Raw genomic sequence first — 19,667 nt, 5'->3', positions numbered from 1 at the left:
CCGCTCCTCAGGGGCGGTGGTCGCCGTCCCCGTGGTCGCGGGCCGGGTCCGGGGCGGCCAGGGCCTCGATCTCCGGGTGGTCGCGCAGTGCGGCGATGACCGCGTTCACCGCCGCGCGCTGCGGGGCTCCGCGCCGCACCACGACGGCGACGTTGCGGTGCACGGGCGGGCTCAGCCGCCGGGTGACGACGGCGTGGTCGGCCGTGACGGCGAGGGCGGGCAGCAGCGCCACCGACCCCGCCGTCTCGACGTGCCGCAACAGCATGAGGTAGTTGCTGAACCGGCAGGCCACCCGGGGTTCGAACCCGGCCTCGCGGCACAGCCGCAGCGTCAGGTCCGCCATGTACGACTGCGGCCGGTCGCAGGCCCAGGTCTCCTCCTTGCACGCCGCGAGGTCCACCGCGGTGCGGGAGGCCAGCGGATGCCCCTGCGGCAGCACGAGCACGACCGGGTCGCTGCCCAGCGACATGACCTCCAGGTCCGCGCCCGGGGTCAGGCCGGCGTAGTCGGTGGTGGTGACGATGACGTCCGCGTCGCCCGAGCGCAGGGCGGGGCCGCTTTCGTGCGGTTCCATCTCGACCAGTTCGAGGTGCAGGTGGGGGTGGGTGGTGGCCAGGCGGTTCGCCGCGGGGACGGCGAGGCTGTAGATCGCGCTCTGGAACACGCCGAGCCGGACGGTGCCGATGGGCTCGTCGTTCAGGGCGCGCAGTTCTGCCTCGACGTCGGCCATCCGGTCGAGGATCTCCCGGCCCCTGCGGGCCAGCAGGAGCCCCGCCGGTGTCAGCCGCACCCGCCGTCCCGTCCGCTCGATCAGCCGGCACCGGGTCTCCGTCTCGAGGACCGCCAGTTGCTGGGAGACCGTGGACGCGCTCAGGTGCAGGGTGTCGGCGACCGCGCGGACGGTTCCGAGCGTGTCGAGCCGGCTGAGCAGGTGCAGTCGTCCGGAGTTGAGCACGCGGCGATGGTACGACGACTCACCCTCGCTCTGTACGGTTTTGCCGTACAGCGGCATCGACTCCGTGCGATGGACACGCGCAGCACACCGTCCCTACCGTCGGTCCCATGCCTTCCGAGACTCCCGGCGCCGACCCGGGGCGCCACCTGATCCGCTACTCCGGCCACGCACCCTTCTCGCCGGAGGTCGTCGTCCGCGCGGCGGGCACCTCCGTGTTCACCGAGAGCGGCCGTGAGCTCCTCGACTTCACGTCGGGCCAGATGAGTGCCATCCTCGGGCACTCCCATCCGGCGGTCGTCTCGACGGTGCGCGAGCAGGTCGCCCACCTCGACCACCTGCACAGCGGGATGCTCAGCCGACCGGTGGTCGAGCTGGCCCGCCGGCTGGCCGGCACCGTGCCCGAGCCGCTGGAGAAGGCGCTGCTGCTGACCACCGGGGCGGAGGCGAACGAGGCCGCGGTGCGGATGGCGAAGCTCGTCACCGGCCGCCACGAGATCGTCTCCTTCGCCCGGTCCTGGCACGGCATGACGCAGGCCGCCGCGAACGCCACCTACAGCGCCGGCCGCAAGGGCTACGGCCCCGCCGCGCCGGGCAACTTCGCGCTGCCGGTGCCGGACCGCCACCACCCCTCCGTCGTCGGCTCGGACGGCGAACTGGACTGGCGCCGCCAGCTGGACCTGGGCTTCGAGATGATCGACGCCCAGTCGGTCGGCAGTCTGGCCGCGTGCCTGGTCGAGCCGATCCTGTCCTCGGGCGGCGTGGTCGAACTTCCCCCGGGCTATCTCGCCGCGCTGGCGGACAAGTGCCGCGAGCGCGGCATGCTGCTGATCCTGGACGAGGCGCAGACCGGGCTGTGCCGCACCGGCGACTGGTACGCCTTCGAGTACGAGGGGGTCGTCCCGGACATCCTCGTGCTGTCCAAGACGCTCGGCGCGGGGCTGCCGCTGGCCGCGGTGCTGACCAGCGCGGAGATCGAACAGCGGGCGCACGAGCGCGGTTTCCTGTTCTTCACCACCCACGTCAACGACCCGCTGCCGGCCGCCGTGGGCAACACCGTTCTCGACGTCCTGGTCCGCGACCGGCTGGACGAGCGCGCGCGGGAGCTCGGCACGGCGCTGCGCGAGGGCCTCGACAAGCTGGCCGTCCGCCACGACGTCGTCGGTGACGTCCGCGGCCGGGGGCTGCTGCTGGGCATGGAACTGGTCGGGGACCAGGTACTGGGCGAGGGCGGCGCCGACCGTCTCGGGGCCGCCGTCACCCGGCGCTGCTTCGAGCTGGGGCTGCACATGAACATCGTCCAGCTCCCGGGGATGGGCGGCATCTTCCGTATCGCGCCCCCGCTGACCGCGAGCGACGACGAGATCGCCCGCGGCGTGGCCGTCCTCGACCGGGCGCTCGCCGACGCCGTGGCGGACCTCTAGCGCGAAGGCCCCGGTGGCCTGGGGTTCCAGGTCACCGGGGCCGCGGGCGAGGTGCCGGACGTGTCAGACTCCGGCCGTCTCCGGCTCGCGGGTGGGCTCCGGGGGCACGGTGGTGTCGCCGAGCTCCCGGTGGAGCTTCTCGCCCTCGACGTCGACGTTGGGCAGGATGCGGTCCAGCCACTTGGGCAGCCACCACGCCTTGGTGCCGAGCAGGGCGAGCACGGCCGGGACGATGGCCATGCGGACCACGAAGGCGTCGAAGAGGACCGCGATCGCAAGGCCGAAACCCATCATCTTGATCATGGCGTCGTTCTCCAGGATGAAGCCGGAGAAGACGCTGATCATGATGATCGCGGCCGCCGCGACCACCCGGCCGCCGTGGGTGAAGCCCGTGGTGACGGACTCGCCGGCAGACTGCCCGTGGACGTACGCCTCCCGCATGCGGGTGACCAGGAAGACCTCGTAGTCCATGGCCAGGCCGAAGACCACGCCGATCATGAAGATGGGCATCATCGACATGATCGGGCCCGGCTGGTCCACGCCGAACACGTCGGCGAGCCAGCCCCACTGGAAGACCGCGACCACCGCGCCGAGTGCCGCGGCCACCGAGAGCAGGAAGCCCAGGGCCGCCTTGAGCGGGACGAGGACGGAGCGGAACACCAGCATCAGGAGCAGGAAGGCGAGGCCGACGACCAGGGCCAGGTAGGGGATGAGCGCGTCGTCCAGGGTCTGGGAGAAGTCGATCGTCATCGCGGTCGCGCCGGTGACCAGCATGGTCGCGCCGGTGTCGGCCTTGATCCCGCCGGACAGCGAGCGGATGTCGTGCACCAGTGATTCGGTGGCGGCGTCGCTCGGGCCGGTCCTGGGCACCACGGTGAGGACCGCGGTGTCGCCCTCCTCGTTGAAGGTGGCCGGGGTGACCGCGGCGGCCTTCCCCAGGTCGGTGATCCTCTCGCCCACGGTCTCGGCGGCGGCCTTCGGGTCGTCCGCGTCGCGCGCGTCGACGGCGATCATGAACGGACCGTTGAACCCGGCGCCGAAGGACTCGGACAGCATGTCGTAGGCCTTGCGCTGGGTGGTGTCGGGGGCCGAACTGCCTTCGTCGGGCAGGCCCAGCTGCATGCCCGCGGCCGGTACGGCGATCACGCCGAGGCCGAGGACCGCGGTCAGCAGTACGGTGACCGGGCGCCGCTGCACGAAGCGGGCCCAGCGCGTGCCCAGCTTGGGCTTGCCGGCCGCGGCCCGCGCCCCGGCGGACGCCTTGCGGTCCTTGCGGCTCAGCGCCCGCTTGCCGGCGAAGCCGAGCAGTGCCGGGGTGAGGGTGAGGGCGATCAGCACGGCGATGCCGACGGTGCCCGCGGCGGCCAGGCCCATCTTGGTGAGGATCGGGATGTTGACGATCGCGAGACCCGCCAGGGCCACGACGACGGTCAGTCCGGCGAAGACGACCGCGGAGCCCGCGGTGCCGACCGCGCGACCCGCCGCTTCCTCGGGCGCCCGGCCCTCGGCTATCTCCGCCCGGTAGCGGGAGACGATGAACAGGGCGTAGTCGATGGCGACCGCGAGGCCGATCATCATGGCGAGGGTGGAGGTGGTGGCGGACAGCTCCAGCGTGCTGCCCAGCGCCCCGATGGCGGAGATGCCGATGCCGACACCGATGATCGCCGAGAGCAGCGGCATGCCCGCCGCGACCAGTGAGCCGAAGGTCAGCAGGAGCACGACCGCGGCGACCCCGATGCCGATGAGTTCGGCGGTGCCGCCCATCTCCGTCTCGGCCACGACCGCGTCGCCGCCGGTCTCGACGGTGTACCCGCCCTCACGGGCCTCGTCGGTGGCGGCGGTGAGGGCGTCCCGGGCCTCGTCGGTCAGCTCCATCGCGTTGACCTCGTAGGTCACGGAGGCGTACGCGGTGGTGCCGTCCTCGCTGACGGCGTTCGCCTTGAACGGGTCGTCCACCGAGGAGACCTGCGGGCCCGCGCCGAGCGCCGTCACCAGCTCCTCGACCCGCTCCTTGCCGGCCGGGTCGGAGATCTTTCCGCCCTCGGGAGCGCGGATCACCACACGCGCGGTCGCGCCCTCGGCGCCGGCGGCCGGGAACTGCTCGTCGAGCAGGTCGAACGCTTTCTGCGACTCGGTGCCCGGCATGGAGAAGGAGTCTTCGGGCGGGGCGGGCGCGACGGACGAGGCCGCGCCGGCGCCCACGAGTATGGCCACCCACAGCAGGGCGACGAGGCCGCGGCGCCGGAACGCCCTCCGGCCGAGTCGATAGAGAAACGTAGCCACCTTTTGGACCAATCCGTCGGGTTGCGGGCAGGACGAAGTCCCGGCACATGGGGGGAGGGCGAAGGCGCTGACCGGGGTACACGTCCATGCTCGCCCGGGGTTCGGGGCGATTGATCCGACCCTGGGTCTGGACTGGCGTACTGCGTCCGATGTAGTGGGCCACCGAGCCCCGCTCCCCCGGGCGTAGGCGACGAAGATGGGTGTACTCCGCATTTCGTTGCCACGGGCAGCCGACGTCGGTCAGCCGGTGACGGGCGCGGCGTTGCCCCCCCGGGCCGCAGCGCAGAGTCCAGGGCCTGGTGGAGACGGTCCCGTTCTCGTGGATCCGGACGTCGACCTCGGTGGCGGGAAGGCCGCCCGGGACGTCGGCGTGGGCCGCGGTGCAGACCAGCTGGCTGACCGCGGTCACGTCCAGTTCACCGCTGCTGACCTGGACCGGCACGACGACGTCGACGGCTCCGTCGCCCGCGGTGGCGTTGAGCCGTCCGGCCACCTCGGGCTCCACGTGTGTCGTCAGACCACTCTCGCGCTCCGCGGGGGTGGGACCGTCCAGGAGGAGGCCGAGCGCCTGCCGGGGGCCGAGAGGTGCGTCCGTCGGCCGGGTGACGGGGCGGGTGCCGTAGGGGCCGGCGAAGTACAGGCGCACGGTGCTCGCCTCGGTGCCGGGCCGCTGGACGCCGGACGCGGGCGGCCGGAGCCGCGGTGTCCCTCGTCCTGATGATCGCGCTCACCGCCCCGGCCGACACCACCCGGGCCTACGAGGGCACCGACACCCGCGCGTTCTCCCTCCTCCTCGGAGCGCTGGCGGCCACCGAGCCGGCCACGCGTCTGTGTCCCGCGCCGGCCGACGCGCGGCCGGCCGGTGCAGCCTGGTCCTGGCGGCCGCCATCGGGGCGTACTGGGGCGCGGCCGACGGACAGGACTCCCCGTCCCTCTTCCACGGCGGGCTCTTCCTCCACGCCCTCGCCTCCGCCCTCCTCGTCGCCTGCCTCGCCCGGGCCCCCCGCAGTCCGGTCGGCCGCTTCCTCGGCGCCGCTCCCCTGAGCCGGCTCGGCACGGTCTCGTACAGCCTGTATCTGTGGCACTGGCCGGTGTACCTGCTGCTCGGCGAGGAACGGCTCGGTCTCGAGGGTGCGCCTCGGACGCTCGTGCTGCTCGCCGTGTCGGTGGCACTCGCCCACATCTCCAAGGTCCTGGTGGAGGACCCGGTCCGGTTCCGGGCCCGCTGGGCGAAGGGCCGTACCGGGGCGGTCGCCCTCGTCGCCGCCTTCGCCGCGCTGGCCGCGCTGTGGACGGCCGTTCCCGAGCCGCGAACCGGCAAGGGCTCGGTCGACGTCACACGTCTCGTGCCGGACGGCGGCCGACGGGCTGACGGCAGGGCGGTGGTTGACCTTCACCTTGGGGCAGGCCACAGCATCGGTGTCACCGGGCGACCCGCCCGGTACGAGGAGGAGTGGGCATGGGACTGCTGACCATAGGGGCGTTCGCGAAGGCCTCCCGGCTCTCGCCGAAGGCGCTGCGTCTCTACGACGAGCTGGGGCTGCTCCCGCCCGCCCACGTCGACCCGGTCACCGGCTACCGCCGCTACGCGCCGGACCAGGTGGAGCGGGCCCGGCTCGTCGCCTGGCTGCGGCGGCTGGGCATGCCCCTGGTCCGCATCCGGCACGTGTGCTCGCTGGACGCGGGGGACGCGGCTCGGGAGATCCGCGCTTTCTGGGCGCGGGCCGAGGCCGACTTCGCCGCACGGCGCGACCTGGTCGCCTTCCTCGTCGGTCATCTGGAACGGGAGGACCCCGCCATGACAGCCACCGCGAGCCCCTTGAGCATCCGTTACGCCGCCGGTACCGACGTGGGCCTGGTCCGCGAGGCCAACCAGGACACCGCGTACGCCGGGTCCCGTCTGCTCGCCGTCGCCGACGGATTCGGCGACGGCGGCGCCCCGGCGAGCGCGGCCGCCGTCGAGGCACTCAAGTACCTGGAGGCGGACGGCATTCCGGCGGGCGGGCTCCTCGACGTCCTGGCGGACGCCGTCGAGGAGGCCGAACAGGCGGTGCACGGCGCCGTCCGGACCGGTGCCGCCACCGAGGGGACCGGAACGACGCTCACCGCGATGCTCTGGACCGGGTCGCAACTGGCCCTCGTCCACATCGGCGACTGCCGCGTCTACCTGCTGCGCGACGGCGAGCTGTTCCGGATCACGCACGACCACACCGTGGTGCAGACGATGATCGACGAAGGACGCATCTCCCCGGAGGAGGCCGCCTCCCATCCCCAGCGGTCGATGCTGGTGCGGGCCCTGGGCAGGGGCGCCGACGCCACCGCCGACCTGCGCCTGCACGACGCGAGGGACGGGGACCGCTACCTGCTCTGCTCCGACGGGCTGCCGACGGTGGTGCCGGACGGAGAGATCCAGCGGGTGCTCACCGGCGCCCCGGAACCCGAGCGGGCCGTGCGGGAACTGGTCGCCCTCGCCAACGGGGCCGGCGGCCCGGACAACGTCAGCTGCGTGGTCGCCGACGTCGTCGCGGGCACCTGACCCGGCCGGGGCCGGCCGTCTCGAGCCGCCCCCGGATCAGGGCGGTGCCGTCCCGACCCGGACCCGGTCGCTCTCCCCTTCGGTGAGGAACGACGCCAGGGCTCGCCCCTCCTCGGCGACCTCGGTGCGCTCCGGCCGGGTGAGCCGGCGCAACGGGGTGACGGCCACCGTGCCGTCCTCCACGGTCCAGGTCGCGCCGACCCGGCCGTCGACGAGGACGAAACGGGCGCCGGTGACCGACAGACCGCGGTGCGCGTCGTCGATGACGCGGCCGCGGTCCTGATAGCCGAGGACCGCGTTGTCGAACGCCGGCAGGAACCGCGCCGGAGCGGGGGTGCCGGGATCGGGTCGCGGTGCGTCGGGGAGGTCGAGGAGCTCCCTGCCGCGCTCGTCGCGGAAGGTGACCAGCTCCCCGCGTACGGCGGCGACGGCGGCGGGCAGCCCCGCGAGCCCGCACCAGGCGCGCAGGTCCGCCGAGGCGGCCGGTCCGAAGGCGGCGAGGTAGCGCCGTACCAGTGCCTCCCCGACCGGATCGGTGCCCGGCGGGGCCGGCGGGTCGACCTCGCGGCCCAGCCAGGCCGCGACCGGGGCGTTGCGGACGGGGGCCTTGGCCCGCCAGAGCCCGCGCGGCGGCAGTTGCACCGTCGGGATCAGCGCGGCGACCAGCATCTCCCCCAGCGGCCGCGACCCCACCGCGGGCCACCGCTCCGCCACGGCCCGGGCGAGCGCGCCCATGGAACGGGGTTCGCCGTCGGCCAGGACCGCTCGGCCCGCCGCCGCGAGTTCGTCGAGGTCGACTCCTTCGAGCTCGCGGCGGTAGGTGCCGAGGACGCGTCCGCGCAGCATGGCGTCGTGGCGGGAACGCCAGGCCAGGACGTCCTCGGCGGTGACGAGGTGGACGGTGCGGCGCATCAGGTGGGTGCGCACCACCCGGCGCCCGGTCAGCGCGTCGTCGAGCGCCTGCGGGGCGAAGTCGCGCAGCCGCGACCACAGTCCCACGAACGGTTCCTGCGGTTCCTGTGCCTGCAGGCCGCCGAGGTGCGCGACGGCGTCCGGGACCGGGAGGTCCGAACGGTCGAGCAGCAACTGCCGGGCGAGCGCCGCGCGGTTCAGCGACCGGGCGTCGAGCACGCTCACGCGGTGTACTCGCTCACCACGTCGAGGACCCAGGTGACGCCGAACCGGTCCCGCAGCATGCCGTACAGCGGTGCCCACTGCGCGGCGCCCAGCGGCCGCAGTACGGTCGCGCCGTCGGACAACTTCCCCCAGTACGCGGTGATCTCCTCCGTCGTCTCGCCCCGGACGGAGACGAAGAAGGCGTTCTCCCCCTGGTTCCAGGGCAAGGCGGACGGCACGTCGTAGGCCATCACGCACAGGCCGTCGGCGGTGGAGACCTGGCCGAACATCACCTGGTCGGCCTCGGCCGGCTCCTGGACGTTCCCTGCGTCCTTGTAGGTCACCAGCGTCACGTCCCCGCCGAACGCGGACTGGTAGAAGGTGAGTGCCTCGCGGGCGTCACCACGGAAGTTCAGGTGGGTCACGGCTTTGGCGGTCATGACGGGCTCCTTGCCTCGCGGAACGTGCGGAACTGCGCGACGGCCCGCGGGAGCGGGCCGGCAGCGGGGCCGGTTCGGCCCCGCTGCGCCCACTCTGCTCGAGGTAGCGGTCAGGTTGTGGCCGCTATGCGCGGGAGCATGGGGGCATGCGAAAAACCTCGGCCCGGCTGCTGTCCCTGCTCTCGCTGCTCCAGGCCCGCCGGGACTGGCCGGGCGCGGTGCTGGCCGAGCGGCTGGAGGTCAGCCCGCGCACGCTGCGCCGCGACGTCGACCGGCTCCGGGAGCTGGGGTATCCCGTCCTGGCGGTGAAGGGACCCGACGGGGGCTACCGGCTCGACGCCGGAACGCGGCTGCCCCCGCTGCTCTTCGACGACGAGCAGGCGGTCGCGCTCGCCGTCGCGCTGCGCACGGCGGCAGTCACCGGCGCCGGCATCGAGGACGGTGCGGCACGGGCCCTGGCCACGCTGCGTCAGGTGATGCCCGCCCGGCTGAGGCACCGGATCGACGCCCTCCCCGTCACCTCCGTCGCCCGGTCCGCGCCCCAGGCGGACACCGGTGTCCTCATGGCGCTCAGTGCCGCCGTCCACGCCCGCGAGGTGGTGCGTTTCGACCACGCCCCGGCCCGCCCGGGGGACGGCGGGCCCAAGGCCGTGCCACCCCGGCGCCGGGTGGAGCCGCACCATCTCGTCGCCCGGGGCGGGCGCTGGTACCTGGTGGCCTGGGACCTGGACCGCGACGACTGGCGGATCTTCCGCGCCGACCGGATCACTCCGCGCGCCCCCACCGGTCCCCGGTTCGTCCCCCGTGAACTGCCCGGCAAGGACGTGGCCGCCTTTCTGACCGCCAGGTTCCGCGGCTCCGACGGCTCCCCGGACTGGCCCTGCCGGGGCGAGGCCGTGCTCCACCTGCCCGCCTCCGCGGTCTTCCCGCACGCCGATGACGGAACCGTCGAGGAACTCGGCCCGGACCGCTGCCGGCTCACGCTGGGCTCCTGGTCGTGGCCCTCGCTCGCGGCCGCGTTCTGCCTCTTCGACTCGGACGTCGAGGTAGTCGGCCCGCCCGCGCTCAGGGAGGCGTTCGCCGCGCTGGCCGACCGCTGTGCCAGGGCCGCCGCCGGGCCCGCGGCCCTTTGAGGAGGCGCCCGGACCCGGACGTGCGTCGGGCGGAGGGGCGGGGCGACCGGATTCGAACCGGCGTCCTCCGAGATGATGTCGCGGCGCACTGCCTCCGTGCTACGACCCCGCCCCGGCCCGTGATCCCATGCCAGTCCTGTTCGAACGCCCGGTGAGCGTCCGGGTTCCGGCCGGCGTCACACCCGCTGGGTTCGGTCCGAGGCCGCGGGCTCGGCGGCCAGGCCGCCCGTCACGATGCGCGACCGGCCGTGCAGCCGCAGGGAGACGGCGACGAAGGCGATCGCGACCAGCGTCATCGCCCCGCCGGCCCAGGCCGTCGCGGCGTAGCCGAAGTCCGCGTCGATCACCGTGCCGCCGAGCCAGGGGCCGCCGGTGTTGCCCAGGTTGAACGCGGCGGTCGTGGTCGCGCCGGCGAGGGTGGGCGCGGCTCCGGCGACGTTGAACATGCGCGCGTTGAGCGCGGGCGCCGTGTAGAACGCGGAGACGCCCAGCAGCAGCGAGAGGACGATCACGGCGGCGGGGCTGGAGGCGAAGAGCGCGAGTGCGGCCAGCAGGACCGTCGAGGCGGTGATGCCGGAGAGCAGCACGCCGAACAGGTGCGCGTCGGCGACCCGGCCGCCGATCGTCGTGCCGATCAGCGCACCCACGCCGAACAGCGCCAGCACGGTCGGGACCCACCCGTCCGCCAGTCCGGCCACGTCGGTGAGCAGCGGCGCGAGGTAGGAGAAGGCGCAGAACACGCCGCCGGCGGCGAGCGCGGTCACGACGATGGACAGCCAGACCTGGCGGTCCCGGTAGATGGCCAGCTCGCCGCGCAGCCGGGGCCGCCGCTCGGGCAGCGGGATGCGGGGGATCAGGGTCACGACGCCGACGAGCGCGACGGCGGACGCGCCGCCCACGGCCCAGAACGCGGACCGCCAGCCCAGGTGCTCGCCGAGGAAGGCGCCGGCCGGCACCCCGAGGACGTTGGCGATGGACAGTCCGCCGATCATCACGGCCATCGCGCGGGCCCGCGCGGTCACCGGCACCATGGCGATGGCCACGGCCGCGCCCACGGCCCAGAAGCCGGCACAGGCGAGCGCGCTCACCACGCGAGAGACGAACAGGACCTCGTAGCTCGTGGCGAGCGCCCCCGCGACCTGTCCCAGACCGAACACCGAGATGAGGGCGACGAGTGTGGTCTTGCGCGGCAGCCGCAGGGTGGCGACGGCGAGCAGCGGCGCGCCGACCACCATGCCGATCGCGAACGCCGATATCAGCAGCCCGGCTTGCGGGATGGACACGTCCATGTCGTCGGCGATGGGCGGCAACAGCCCGGAGAGCATGAACTCGCTGGTGCCGAGCGCGAAGACGGACAGGCCGAGGATGTAGACGGCGAGCGGCATGCGGCCGGCCGCGGACCGTGAGGAAGAGTCGGGCATGACAGGTGTCAACGCCGGCCGTACTTCCCGCCATTCCCGCGGCGGGGTCCGTCCCGGCATGCGGGCGGGGCCCGTTGTCAGTGGTGGGCGGCATGATTCCGTCCATGACTACTCCTGCAGCAGTGATCGTCGACGCCACCGCCTACGCCCAGGCGGTCGAGGACGCCGCGCGCGCGGCCGCCGCCTATTACGCGGGCGGCTCCTCGCCTCTGGACGACGACGCGTACGACCGGCTGGCGCGAGGGATCGCCGCGTGGGAGGCCGAGCACCCGGACGAGGTGCTGCCCGACTCGCCCACCGGGAAGGTCGCCGGTGGTGCGGCCGAGGGCGACGTTCCGCACACGATGCCCATGCTCAGCCTGGACAACGTGTTCTCGCCGGAGGAGTTCACCGCCTGGACGGCGTCCCTGGCCCGGCGCATCGACCGCGAGGTCACCCGGTTCAGCGTGGGTCCCAAGCTGGACGGCCTCGCGGTGGCCGCCCGCTACCACGAGGGCCGCCTGACCCGGCTGATCACCCGGGGCGACGGCACGGCCGGCGAGGACGTCTCGCACGCCATGGGCACCGTGGAAGGGCTTCCCGAGACGCTGGCCGAGCCGGTGACCGTCGAGGTGCGCGGCGAGATCCTCATGACGACGGCCCAGTTCGAGCACGCCAACGAGGTGCGCATACGGCACGGCGGGCAGCCCTTCGCCAACCCGCGCAACGCCGCCGCGGGCACCCTGCGTGCGAAGGAGCGCGCCTACACGGTGCCGATGACGTTCTTCGGCTACGGCCTGCTGGCGCTGCCCGGCACCGACGCCGCGCTCGCCGAGCGGCTCGGGGAGCTGCCGTACAGCGAGCTGATGTCGACGGCGGCCGGACTCGGCGTGCACACCAGCGCCGGCACCGCCGTCCCGGACGTGGTCGTCGAGACGCCCGAGCAGGTCGTCGTCCGGGTCCAGGAGATCGCCGCACTCCGCGCGGAACTGCCGTTCGGCATCGACGGAATCGTCGTCAAGGCCGACCTCGCCGCCGACCGGCGGGCCGCCGGGTCCGGCTCACGGGCGCCCCGGTGGGCGATCGCGTACAAGCTCCCGGCCGTCGAGAAGATCACCCGGCTGCTGGAGGTGGAGTGGAACGTCGGACGTACCGGCATCGTCGCCCCGCGCGGCGTCCTGGAACCGGTGGTCATCGAGGGCTCCACGATCACCTACGCCACGCTGCACAACCCGGCCGACATCACCCGGCGCGGACTGCGCCTGGGCGACCACGTCATGGTGCACCGCGCCGGTGACGTCATCCCGCGCATCGAGGCCCCGGTGGCGCATCTGCGCACGGGCGAGGAGCGGCCGATCGTGTTCCCCGAGGCGTGTCCGCGCTGCGGGTCGGACATCGACACGAGCGAGGAGCGGTGGCGGTGCGCGCAGGGCCGCAACTGCCACCTGGTCGCCTCGCTCGCCTACGCGGCCGGCCGCGACCAGCTCGACATCGAGGGCCTGGGCACCACCCGCGTCGTCCAGCTCGTCGAGGCGGGTCTGGTCGCCGACCTGGCCGACCTGTTCACGCTCCGGCGGGAGCAGTTGCTCGCCCTGGAGCGGATGGGCGAGACCAGTACGGACAACCTGCTGGCCGCGCTCGCGACGGCCAGGGAGCAGCCGCTGTCCCGGGTGCTGTGCGCGCTGGGTGTCCGGGGCACCGGCCGGTCCATGTCCCGGCGCATCGCCCGGTACTTCACCACCATGGACCACATCCGGGCCGCCGACGCCGAGGCCATGCAGCGGGTCGACGGGATCGGGGTGGAGAAGGCACCGTCCATCGTCGCCGAGATCGCCGAACTCGCCCCGCTCATCGACAAGCTCGCCGCCGCCGGCGTCAACATGACCGAGCCCGGCGCCACCCCACCCCCCGCCGCCGACGCGGGCGGCGCGGACGCGGCCACGCCCGCCGCGGCCGGGACCGGCCCGCTGGCGGGCATGAAGGTGGTGGTCACCGGCGCGATGACCGGAAGCCTGGCGCGGCTCAGCCGCAACGAGATGAACGAACTCGTCGAGCGGGCCGGGGGGCGCTCCTCCTCCAGCGTCTCCAAGAACACGACGCTCGTCGTCGCGGGCGAGGGAGCGGGCTCGAAGCGGGCCAAGGCGGAGCAGCTCGGGATCCGGCTCGCCACTCCCGAGGAGTTCGCCGCGCTCGTCGCCGACCTGCTCGGCTGAGGCACCGCGCACGAGCAGGAGTGTACGTTCGTACGCCCCGGCGGTAGGCTCCCGCGCATGACTGTTGCCGTACTGCGCCGGCCCGCCCCGGCCGATCGGCGAGCTCGCCTGGCCGTCGCCGTGCTGTTCTTCACCAACGGGGCCCTGTTCGCCAACCTGTTGCCGAGGTATCCGCAGATCAAGGCGGACCTCGGGGTCGGGAACGCCGCCTACGGACTGGCCGTGGCGGCGTTCCCGGCGGGTGCCATCGCGGCCGGACTCGCGGCCGGGATCCTGGTGCGCCGGTTCGGCTCGGCACGGGTGGCGGTCGGCGGCACGCTGCTGACCGGGGTGGGCATCCTCGCCGCCGGACTCGCCGACTCGGTGGCGGTGTTCGCGGGGGCGCTGTTCCTGGCGGGGGCGATGGACGCGTTCACCGACGTCGCGCAGAACGCCCACGGGCTGCGGGTGCAGCGCCGTTACGGGCGGTCCATCATCAACTCCTTCCACGCCATCTGGTCCATCGGCGCCGTCACCGGCGGTTCCATGGCCGCCGCCGCGATCGCGCTCGGCGTGGCGCGGGGCCCGCACCTGCTGTTCTCCGCCGTGGTGTTCGCGGTCGCGGCCTGCGTCGCCCTGCGGTACTGCCTGCCGGGCCCCGAGACCGATGCCGAACCGGCCGGGGAGACCGACGCGGAGGACCGGGGGCCTGCGCCGGCCCGGGCCTCGGCGACGGGCCTGCGGACCGGCTGGGTGCTGGCCGCGCTCGTCCTCATCGCCACGGCCGGGACCCTGGTCGAGGACGCGGGCATGTCCTGGGCCACCCTCTACCTCTCCGAATCGCTCCACGCGACGGCCGCACTGGCCGCCTCCGGGTATGTCGCCCTGGTCGGCGCGCAGTTCATCGGCCGGATCGTCGGCGACCGACTCGTCGACCGCTTCGGCCAGCGCGCGGTGGCCCGCTCCGGCGCCCTGGTCGCCGCGGTCGGCATGGGACTGGCACTGGCCGTGCCGACGGTGCCCGGCACGGTCCTCGGGTTCGCCGCGGCCGGGTTCGGGGTGGCGACGCTGGTACCGGCGGCGATGCACGAGGCCGACGAGTTGCCGGGACTCAAGCCCGGGTCGGGGCTGACTCTCGTCTCCTGGCTGATGCGGCTCGGCTTCCTGCTCTCGCCGCCGGTCGTGGGTCTGGTCGCCGACGCGACGAGTCTGCGGGTGGGCCTGCTGGTGGTGCCGCTCGCGGGGGTGCTCGTCCTCGTGTGCGGCGGAGTGCTCCGGCCCCGGCGGGGCTGAGCCGGACCACCCGCCGACACGGGCGCCGGAGTGTACGTTCGTACGCTCTCCGGGTAGGATCGGACGCATGCCGACGGACCACTTCGCGGGCGACTCCCGCACCAACCTCGAACGCATGCTGGCGGGCGACCTCTACATCGCCGACGATCCCGAAATCGCCCGCCGGCAGCAGCAGGCCGTGCGGCTGGCCGCCCGCTACCAGGCGGCGTATGCGGAGGACGCGCGGGCCGCGCGGCCGCTCCTCGCCGAGCTGCTCGGCTCGCTGGGCGCCGGGGCAGAGGTGCGGCCTCCGTTGTACGTCGACTACGGCAGCAACATCAGCATCGGGGCGCGCACCTTCGTCAACTACAACCTGACGGCACTGGACGTCGCGGCGATCACCATCGGCGAGGACTGCCAGATCGGCCCGAACGTCCAGTTGCTGACCCCGACGCACCCCCTGGAGCCCGGGCCGCGGCGGGACAAGCTGGAGGCCGCCCGGCCCATCGTCATCGGCGACAACGTCTGGCTCGGCGGGGGCGCGATCGTCCTGCCGGGCGTGACCATCGGGGACAATGCCGTGATCGGCGCGGGCGCGGTGGTCACGAAGGACGTGCCGGCGAACGTCGTGGCCGTCGGCAACCCTGCCCGGCCGGTGCGGAACGTGTAAGTCTGCTCCCATGGCAACCGGACACACGGATCCGCAGCGGCGCGAACGCATCCTCGCGGCCACCCTCGACCTGATCGCCGAGGAGGGCATCGCGCGCGTCTCCCACCGGAGGATCGCACAGCGCGCGGGGGTGCCGCTCGGCTCGATGACGTACCACTTCAGCGGCATCGAGCAGCTGCTGCGCGAGGCGTTCGGCCGCTTCACCGACCACATCGTCGCGGTCTTCGACGAGCACCTCGGCGCCGCCGCCGACCGCGACCAGGCCCGGGAGGCGGTGGCCGACCTCGTGCACGAGCTGTCCGAGGACAGCCAGCGCGACCTGGTGCTCACCCAGGAGCTGTACACGCTCGCCGCGCGCCGGCCCGCCTACCGGGAGCTGACCCACGAATGGATGCGCCGCAGCCGCGTCCACCTGGAGAAGCACTTCGACCCGGACACGGCCCGCCAGCTCGACGCCCTCATCGAGGGCCTGACGCTGCACCGCGCCCTGGCCCGTGAGCCCCACGGCCGGGCCCTGACCCTGGAGGCCATCGCCCGGGTCACCGCGACGGAGCGGCGCGCACCGCAGGGAAGCGGCACTCCCTAGCGGCACCCTCAGCGGCCCGTGCGGCACAGGCCTGACCCCTGCGCCGCACGGGCATCCCCCGTCAGCAGACGCCGTCGCCCGGCTTGGGGTTGCCCAGGCCGAACAGGGGACGCAGCTTGAGGCCCACCCAGGTGCCGGCCAGCGCGAAGGCGCCCCACAGCCAGCCGCTGAGGCTGCCCGAGGCGATGCCCGCCAGATAGGCGCCGATGTTGCAGCCGCCCGCCAGTCGGGCGCCGACGCCCATCAGCACGCCGCCGAGCACGGCCGCGACCGCGGTGCGCCAGGGGATGCCCCGGTGCAGCGCCCAGGTGCCGCCGAGCGAGGCGGCGACGGCCGCGCCGATCATGATGCCGATGTCGGTGAGGCTGGTCTTGTCGGCGAGCACCGGGCCGGCCAGCATCTCGGCGTTGCCGGGCCGCTGCCACCAGGTCCAGTGCTCCGGGTGGCCGCCGAGCGCGCCCACCAGCTCCGAGCCCCACAGGCTGAAGGCGCTGGTGACTCCCCAGGCGCCGCCGGAGACCAGCAGGACGCCCGCGCCGAGCACGGCCAGCGCCAGGGCGCCGACGGCGAGCGGCCAGGACCCGCGGACGGCGCGGACGGCGGCCCTGCGCGCCGAGGGCACGGCGCCCAGCGGCGGCGGGTTGCGGCGGGCCTGGACACGCCGGCTGACCAGCACCACGGCGAGCAGCGCGGCGATGGTCACGCCCCAGGAGCCGAACCAGCCGATGTGCTCGGACAGCACGACGGGCTCCCAGGCGGGGAGGTCCTTCCACAGGTCGAACTGCCAGGCGGCCAGCGTGGCGCCGGCGACGAAGCCGCCGAGTGTCAGCACGATCGAGGTCTGCCCCGAGCCGACCGCGAAGAGGGTGCCCGAGGCGCAGGCCCCGCCGAGCTGCATGCCGATGGCGAAGAGGGCGGAACCGGCGAACAGGCCGACGCCGATCGGCCCGGCGGACGGCGCCGGCTGGGAGCCGAACAGCCCGGTCTCCGTACCGATGACGAGCGCGAACAGCGTGGCCGTGGTGCCGAGGAGCAGGGCGTGCGCCCGCAGTCCGGCCCCGTTGCCGACGGCGACCAGCTGCCGCCAGGCGGAGGTGAAGCCGAACCGGGAGTGGAACAGCGCGACGCCCAGGCCGAGGCCCAGCAGGAGCAGCACGCCGGGCTTGGCGCCGTGCGCGGACCAGACGTACGCGGTGAGGACGGCGGCGAGCAGCCCGGAGACCGCGAGCGGCGTGCGCCGCACCGGGGGCAGGGGCGGCGCCTCGGGACGTCGCGAGGAGGTGGGCGAGGGAGCGAACAGCGGGGTGGACGCGCGCGGCGGCGCGGCCGGGGCGGACCCGGCCGGGGGTGCGGTGGTCACGGAAGAATCTCCGGGGTGGTGTGCACGGGGACGGCGGACGCGGACGGACCGGCGGCGCGGGGAGCGCGGCCGGTCCGGAGGGTCAGCGGCGACAGAGGCCGTCGTCGACGCACCACGCCGAGCACGCGAAGAGCGCGAGGCACAGCAGCGGAGCCGATGCATACATGCGTACGAATATACGGAAGGTGCTGGTCCGGATGCCACGCCGTCTCGCCATGCGGATGACGGACGGCGCGGCATCGGGGCCGTTCCGGAGTCGTGCCCTTCCGGAGTGGTGCCCCTTCCGAAGTCGTGCCCTTCCGGACGGTTACAGGGTGCGCTCCAGGCGGTCGGCCATCAGCTGCACGAACCGGGCGGGCTCCTTGGGCCGGCCGCCCTCGGCGAGCACCGCGAGGGCGTGCAGCAGTTCGGCGGTCTCCGTGAGCTCCGTGCGGTCCCGCCGGTCGGTCCAGGCCCGGTTCAGGCTCTTCACCAGCTGGTGCTCCGGGTTGAGTTCGAGGATGCGCTTGGCGCTGGGCACCTCCTGCCCCATGGCCCGGTACATGTTCTCCAGGGCCGGCGTCAGCTCACCCGCGTCGGAGACGACGCAGGCGGGCGAGACGGTGAGGCGGGAGGAGAGGCGGACCTCCTTGACGTCCTCGCCCAGGTGCTCGGTCATCCAGCCGAGCAGCCCGGCGTACTCCTCGCCCTGCTTCTCCTTCTCCGCGTCGCTCTTGTCGTCCTCGGTGCCGGAGAGGTCGATCTCGCCCTTGGCCACCGAGCGCAGCGTCTTGCCCTCGTACTCCCCCACCGCGTCGACCCAGACCTCGTCGACGGCGTCGGTGAGCAGCAGGACCTCGACGCCCTTGGCCCGGAACGCCTCCATGTGCGGGGAGTTCTCGAGGGCCGCACGGGACTCGCCCGTCATGTAGTAGATGTCGTCCTGCCCGTCCTTCATCCGCTCCACGTAGTCCTTGAGCGAGGTGGGCTCGGCGGCGTCGTGGGTGGAGGCGAACGAGCAGGCGGCGAGGATCGCGTCCCGGTTGTCGGAGTCGGTGACCAGGCCTTCCTTCAGCACCGCGCCGAACTCGCGCCAGAACGTGGCGTAGCGGTCCGGCGCCGACGTCCTGAGATCCTTGACCGTCGAGAGGACCTTCTTCGTCAGACGGCGCTGGATCATGCGGATGTGGCGGTCCTGCTGGAGGATCTCGCGGGAGACGTTGAGCGAGAGGTCCTGCGCGTCGACCACGCCCTTGACGAAACGGAGGTAGGGAGGCAGCAGTTCCTCGCAGTCGTCCATGATGAAGACGCGCTTCACGTAGAGCTGGACGCCGCGCTGGTAACCCTGGGTGAACAGGTCGTGCGGGGCGTGCGAGGGCACGAAGAGCAGAGCCTGGTACTCGAAGGTGCCCTCCGCCTGGAGCCGGATCGTCTCCAGCGGGTCGCGCCAGTCGTGGCCGATGTGCTTGTACAGCTCGTGGTACTCGTCGTCGGACACCTCGTCGCGCGGGCGCGCCCACAGGGCCTTCATCGAGTTGAGCGTCTCGGCCTCGCGGGCCTCGGCGCCGTCGCCGTCCTGACCCGGTTCCGGCAGCAGGCGGACCGGCCAGGTGATGAAGTCCGAGTACCGCTTGACGATCTCCTTGATCTTCCAGGTGGAGGTGTAGTCGTGCAGCTGGTTCTCGGCGTCGGCCGGCTTGAGGTGCAGGGTGACGGTGGTGCCCTGCGGGACGTCGTCGAGCCGTTCGAGGGTGTAGGTTCCCTCGCCCTTGGAGGTCCAGCGGGTGCCCTCGCTCTCACCGGCGTGCCGGGTGACCAGGGTGACCTCGTCCGCGACCATGAACGCCGAGTAGAAGCCGACGCCGAACTGGCCGATGAGCCCGTCGGCCCCGGCCCCGTCCTGGGCCTCGCGCAGTTCCTGGAGGAACTTGGCGGTACCGGAGTTGGCGATGGTGCCGATCAGCCGGGTGACCTCGTCGTACGACATTCCGATGCCGTTGTCCCGCACGGTCAGCGTGCGGGCGTCCTTGTCGACCTCCAACTCGATGTGCAGGTCGCTCACATCGGCGCCGGGGACGTCGTCCCGGAGGGCGGCGAGGCGCAGCTTGTCCAGCGCGTCGGAGGCGTTGGAGACGAGCTCGCGCAGGAAGACATCCTTGTTCGAGTAGACCGAGTGAATCATCAGCTGCAGGAGCTGACGCGCCTCTACCTGGAACTCAAACGTTTCGGTCGTCATGGCTGGTGAGTACCTCACAGGTCCGTCGTGCGAACTGGCGGAAGTCACTCTAAAACAGCCCCGGCGCACGCTGGAGCGCCGTCCGGTC

The 19,667-nt window shown here is 73.3% G+C and carries 15 protein-coding genes; 8 read left to right on the top strand and 7 right to left on the bottom strand.

Features of this window, described 5'->3' with window-relative positions:
- Positions 1 to 7 precede the first annotated feature (7 nt).
- Positions 8 to 955 carry a LysR substrate-binding domain-containing protein gene (locus NI25_RS36015; protein WP_061447248.1) on the bottom strand — a complete coding sequence of 316 codons (948 nt, stop codon included), beginning with the start codon at positions 953 to 955 and terminating at the stop codon, positions 8 to 10.
- A 107-nt stretch (positions 956 to 1,062) separates the two neighbouring features.
- Here NI25_RS36015 and NI25_RS36010 point away from each other — a divergent pair, with 107 nt between their 5' ends.
- Positions 1,063 to 2,376: an aspartate aminotransferase family protein gene (locus NI25_RS36010; RefSeq protein ID WP_061446491.1), complete on the top strand. Its 1,314-nt coding sequence runs from the start codon at positions 1,063 to 1,065 to the stop codon at positions 2,374 to 2,376.
- Between the two features lie 63 nt (positions 2,377 to 2,439).
- On the opposite strand, the gene NI25_RS36005 is transcribed toward NI25_RS36010, so the two are convergent.
- Entirely contained in the window at positions 2,440 to 4,659 is a 2,220-nt protein-coding gene (locus NI25_RS36005) for an MMPL family transporter (RefSeq protein ID WP_061446490.1), read from the bottom strand.
- A gap of 830 nt (positions 4,660 to 5,489) precedes the next feature.
- Here NI25_RS36005 and NI25_RS35995 point away from each other — a divergent pair.
- Positions 5,490 to 6,131: an acyltransferase family protein gene (locus NI25_RS35995; RefSeq protein ID WP_233520809.1), complete on the top strand. Its 642-nt coding sequence runs from the start codon at positions 5,490 to 5,492 to the stop codon at positions 6,129 to 6,131.
- Positions 6,119 to 7,195, top strand: coding sequence for a MerR family transcriptional regulator (locus NI25_RS35990; protein ID WP_199561076.1), 1,077 nt, complete (start codon positions 6,119 to 6,121; stop codon positions 7,193 to 7,195). Before NI25_RS35995 ends, NI25_RS35990 begins: the two co-directional genes overlap by 13 nt.
- Before the next feature lie 36 nt (positions 7,196 to 7,231).
- Here the strand turns inward: NI25_RS35990 and NI25_RS35985 are convergent, their stop codons facing one another.
- Positions 7,232 to 8,332 carry a winged helix DNA-binding domain-containing protein gene (locus NI25_RS35985; RefSeq protein ID WP_061446488.1) on the bottom strand — a complete coding sequence of 367 codons (1,101 nt, stop codon included), beginning with the start codon at positions 8,330 to 8,332 and terminating at the stop codon, positions 7,232 to 7,234.
- Positions 8,329 to 8,751, bottom strand: coding sequence for a VOC family protein (locus tag NI25_RS35980; RefSeq protein ID WP_061446487.1), 423 nt, complete (start codon positions 8,749 to 8,751; stop codon positions 8,329 to 8,331). The genes NI25_RS35985 and NI25_RS35980 overlap by 4 nt, the downstream gene beginning before the upstream one ends.
- Positions 8,752 to 8,897: 146 nt before the next feature.
- Here NI25_RS35980 and NI25_RS35975 point away from each other — a divergent pair, with 146 nt between their 5' ends.
- Positions 8,898 to 9,884 (top strand): helix-turn-helix transcriptional regulator, encoded by a 987-nt coding sequence (locus NI25_RS35975; protein WP_061446486.1) that lies wholly within the window; start codon positions 8,898 to 8,900, stop codon positions 9,882 to 9,884.
- Between the two features lie 176 nt (positions 9,885 to 10,060).
- On the opposite strand, the gene NI25_RS35965 is transcribed toward NI25_RS35975, so the two are convergent.
- A complete protein-coding gene (locus tag NI25_RS35965) occupies positions 10,061 to 11,269 on the bottom strand; it encodes a Cmx/CmrA family chloramphenicol efflux MFS transporter (RefSeq protein ID WP_061447247.1) in 1,209 nt (402 codons plus the stop codon).
- A 140-nt stretch (positions 11,270 to 11,409) separates the two neighbouring features.
- On the opposite strand from NI25_RS35965, the gene ligA reads away from it, so the two are divergent.
- The 4 genes from ligA to NI25_RS35945 all read left to right on the top strand — a co-directional run bounded on the left by ligA (position 11,410) and on the right by NI25_RS35945 (position 16,004).
- Entirely contained in the window at positions 11,410 to 13,497 is a 2,088-nt protein-coding gene (gene ligA / locus NI25_RS35960; protein WP_061446485.1) for an NAD-dependent DNA ligase LigA, read from the top strand.
- 57 nt (positions 13,498 to 13,554) lie between these two features.
- Positions 13,555 to 14,769, top strand: coding sequence for an MFS transporter (locus NI25_RS35955; RefSeq protein WP_061446484.1), 1,215 nt, complete (start codon positions 13,555 to 13,557; stop codon positions 14,767 to 14,769).
- Between the two features lie 67 nt (positions 14,770 to 14,836).
- Positions 14,837 to 15,418, top strand: a complete 582-nt coding sequence (locus NI25_RS35950; protein ID WP_061446483.1) for a sugar O-acetyltransferase — start codon at positions 14,837 to 14,839, stop codon at positions 15,416 to 15,418.
- Between the two features lie 10 nt (positions 15,419 to 15,428).
- Positions 15,429 to 16,004, top strand: coding sequence for a TetR/AcrR family transcriptional regulator (locus NI25_RS35945; RefSeq protein ID WP_061446482.1), 576 nt, complete (start codon positions 15,429 to 15,431; stop codon positions 16,002 to 16,004).
- Between the two features lie 61 nt (positions 16,005 to 16,065).
- Here the strand turns inward: NI25_RS35945 and NI25_RS35940 are convergent, their stop codons facing one another.
- Both NI25_RS35940 and htpG read right to left on the bottom strand, forming a co-directional pair.
- On the bottom strand, positions 16,066 to 17,364 hold the full coding sequence (locus NI25_RS35940) for a YeeE/YedE family protein (RefSeq protein WP_061446481.1): 1,299 nt from the start codon (positions 17,362 to 17,364) through the stop codon (positions 16,066 to 16,068).
- A 307-nt stretch (positions 17,365 to 17,671) separates the two neighbouring features.
- Positions 17,672 to 19,579, bottom strand: a complete 1,908-nt coding sequence (gene htpG, locus NI25_RS35935; protein ID WP_061446480.1) for a molecular chaperone HtpG — start codon at positions 19,577 to 19,579, stop codon at positions 17,672 to 17,674.
- Between the last annotated feature and the right edge of the window lie 88 nt (positions 19,580 to 19,667).

Origin of the sequence: Streptomyces sp. CCM_MD2014, from assembly GCF_000772045.1 — a bacterium.
GTDB lineage: Bacteria > Actinomycetota > Actinomycetes > Streptomycetales > Streptomycetaceae > Streptomyces > Streptomyces salinarius.
The sequence above is the reverse complement of the archived record's forward strand: the minus strand, read 5'-3'. Positions and strand labels throughout refer to the sequence as shown.